The organism is Deinococcus aerophilus (assembly GCF_014647075.1).
Taxonomy (GTDB): Bacteria; Deinococcota; Deinococci; order Deinococcales; family Deinococcaceae; genus Deinococcus; species Deinococcus aerophilus.
This window is the reverse complement of sequence record NZ_BMOM01000068.1, coordinates 1-3,147: the sequence shown is the minus strand read 5'-3', so window position 1 is coordinate 3,147 and position 3,147 is coordinate 1. Positions and strand designations below refer to the sequence as shown.

The window sequence follows — 3,147 nt, the reverse complement described above, 5'->3', positions numbered from 1 at the left end:
GGGCTACGCCTATCCCTGGGATAAACTGGTCGCGTCGGCGAGGTCTCTCTTCGCCGCTTGACGGGATTCTTGGAGCACTACCGCTACACCCCCGACGGAAAGACGCTGGCGGCGACGGGGCGCAGCAGCGCGAAGTTGTACAACTCGGGGACGGGCCGATCACTCCGGCGGCTCCAGCCCCCCAAGGGCACACCCCCCCTGAACCGCTGGGAGGCCCAATCGGGCGGGCCCGCTGACCTCAGCTCTCATCCTTGAGGGTATTGAAGAAAAGCAGAATCTGATTCAATGTCTCCAGTTCCCGTGATGTGAGCTGGTCATCCTGCTGCACCCGCAGCAGCGCCGCGTGGTAAATCTCTGCCCGTAACGTTCGTGCCTGGGCTGCGCTGACGCCCAGTGCCACGCGTGCCTCCCGCAGCGCCTCAAGCTCAGCCACCGTCAACGTGCCGTCCTCCAGCGCAGCGAAAATATTCTGCCTGAGAGCGCTCAAGCGCTCGGCCGTCGTGGCATCAGTCGGGAGATTGGTGAGCAAGCGGCTGGCTGGGTTCATGGTTCCAGTGTGGCGCGTTTGAACCGTCTCTGGGCAGGACAGTCGCTGGCCTCCCCGCTCCGACGCCGAGGCCCAAAGCCTCAGACCATTGGACATCGGCATGGATCCGTGCAGTGGAGCATCAGTCGGCCGGTCGCACTCGGCAGAGGCCGAGTTTGGTCCCTATTGCCCCGTCAGCCGCCGACATGCACGATCGGACGGCGGTCCCGGTCTGGTTCAGCGCGGCGCAGAATCTCCCGGGTGACGGGCGGCACGTCCCCACGCCCGCCCACAATGAAATCCAGCAAGAGGTGGACGGGGTCTTCCTCGGTCCAGCGCATGTACACCTGCGGCGGCGCGCCTGTGCCGCGCAGGTGCAACATCAGGGCGGCGATGGTGTTGGGAATGCTGGAGCCACGGGCTTTCAAGATGGCGTACGGGCCAACCATGAGGCCTGAGACCTCCACCACATCGGTGAACTCACTGGCGTCCTCCACATCGACTTCCAGGAAAATGAAGGGCTCATCGCCAGGCAGATGAACCATCTGCCGCACCCGCATCTCCTGTTTGCTGTACTCCTCCAGGTTCATGCGGCCTGGGTGGTGGGAGACCAATCGCAGGGGCCGCAATGGAAACTGTTTCAGCAGTGCCTTGGCTGAATCGTCCAGGACCACATTGCTGACCCGCAACTCGAACGACCGGGAGATGCGTGAACTGACGCCCGTGACCAGCACAGCCGCAATAAACACCAGCGCAATGTAGAGCCCCTTGGGGTCACTCAGGATGGTCACCGCGCTGGTGTAAATGAAGATCAGGCTGATCAGACCGAAAGCGGCCGCCTCTGTTCGGCGGCGACGCCGGATGGCGATGAGCGTGACGGCCACAGCAGCGCTGGTCATCATGGCCAGGACGCCCGTGGCGTATGCGGCCGCTTGGTTGTCCACATTGGCTCTAAACGCCACGGTCACCAGCACGGCGATCACGGTATACAGCAGCACCAGTGGGCGATGGGCGCGGGTCCATTCCGGGGCCATGCCGTATCTGGGCAGGAAACGCGGCATGATGTTGAGCAGACCTGCCATGGCGGACGCCCCCGCGAACCACAGAATCAGGATGGTCGAAACGTCATAGGCCGTGCCGAAGCCTTCCCCCAGCCGCTGATGGGCCACGTATGCCAGGGCGCGCCCATTGGCTTTGCCTGAGGGGGTGTCCACTTGAACCCGGGTGGTGGGGCCGGCCGGGGTCACTTGTACGGAGAGATCAATCGGGCCACCGACCGTATCGGCGTTGAAGGTGTACGACCCGGTTCGATCTGGCGGCAGGCGAAAGGCATAGATCTCCCGTGGTTTTGTCTGGGAGTCGAGAGGCACATTCACGACGGCCACGCCGCGTTTCAAATCATCGGACCGGACTTCGCTCGTCATGGTGGTGTGCGCCCAGAACTCGTGTCGGGGAATCAGCAGGGTGGTCACGAGGGAAGAACCCACCAGCATGACACTCATGATCAGCGCGGCCGTGGTCAGCAGTTTCTGCCCATTGCGAATCCGCCCCCTGGGGGCTTCCTCGGTGTCGGACGCATCGCCTTTGACCAGCGGCATCACCAGCACGCCCGTCTCAAAGCCAGACAGGCCCAGCGCCAGTTTCGGGAAGACCAGCAGGGCCGCCCCAATCAGGGCCAGGGGGGAACGAAAGCCGTCGCTCAGCGCCGCCTGCCAGTTGGTCAGCAGTTCTGGTTGAGCGGCAATCAGCCCAAACCCTTTGATCAGCACAGCCAAACTGAGGGCCAGGTAGGCACTGACCAGGACCACGGCGATCCCGATGGCTTCCTTAAATCCCCTCAGAAACACTGCGGCAAGCAGCAGCAGCAAGATCAGCGTCACGCCCACCTGTTTGCCACTCAATACTTCATTCAGCAGCGGGTTTTCGACGAGGTGTGCCGTGGCATCGGCCGCTGAGAGGGTGATGGTGATGATGAACCCGGTGGCGACGAAGCCAATCAGGATCAGGACCAGCAGTTTGCTGGGCCAGTACGACAGCAACCGTTCGAGCATGCTGATCGAGCCGTCGCCGTGCGGGCTTTCTGCGGCCACGCGGCGGTACATCGGCAGCGCCCCGAACAGGGTGACGATCACCAGCACCAGCGTGGCGATGGGAGCGACGATGCCTGCTGCCAGCGCCGCGATGCCCGGCTGATACCCCAGGGTGGAGAAGTAGTCCACGCCCGTCAAGCACATCACTTTCCACCAGGACTCCTTGTGCTGGTGGGTGCTGGCCTCCTTGTTCTCCTCGTAGAAGCCTTCTGGGCGTTGTTGAGGTGCCTCGTGGAGCAGCCACCTGGAGAGCCGGGCCTGGAGGGGGTGGGGGGATTTCTTGGGCTGCGGCATGACGCACGGAAGTATTCGCCTCTTCAGGCCTAAAGAGAAGGGGGCATTTGCAGTCCTCTCACTACAGGCGATCACCGAAGGGGTGGAGAATCACGACTGAGGCTGTTTGATCATTCCCTTTCGTCTTGTCTTGAGGCCGGGGGGGACAGATACCGCGGTAGTGCTCCAGAAATCCCGACAGAAAATCCCCAACCCGTTGAGAGGGTAGGGCACACTGGAGGGAACGTATGGGAAAGC

The 3,147-nt window shown here is 62.7% G+C and carries 2 protein-coding genes; both read right to left on the bottom strand.

Annotation, left to right across the window (positions count from 1 at the left end):
* Positions 1–238: 238 nt before the first annotated feature.
* The gene (locus IEY21_RS16575) at positions 239–547 is read right to left on the bottom strand and encodes a hypothetical protein (protein WP_188905444.1); all 309 of its coding nucleotides are present in this window, start codon (positions 545–547) and stop codon (positions 239–241) included.
* A gap of 173 nt (positions 548–720) precedes the next feature.
* Positions 721–2,910: an APC family permease gene (locus IEY21_RS16570; protein ID WP_373290536.1), complete on the bottom strand. Its 2,190-nt coding sequence runs from the start codon at positions 2,908–2,910 to the stop codon at positions 721–723.
* Positions 2,911–3,147 lie beyond the last annotated feature (237 nt).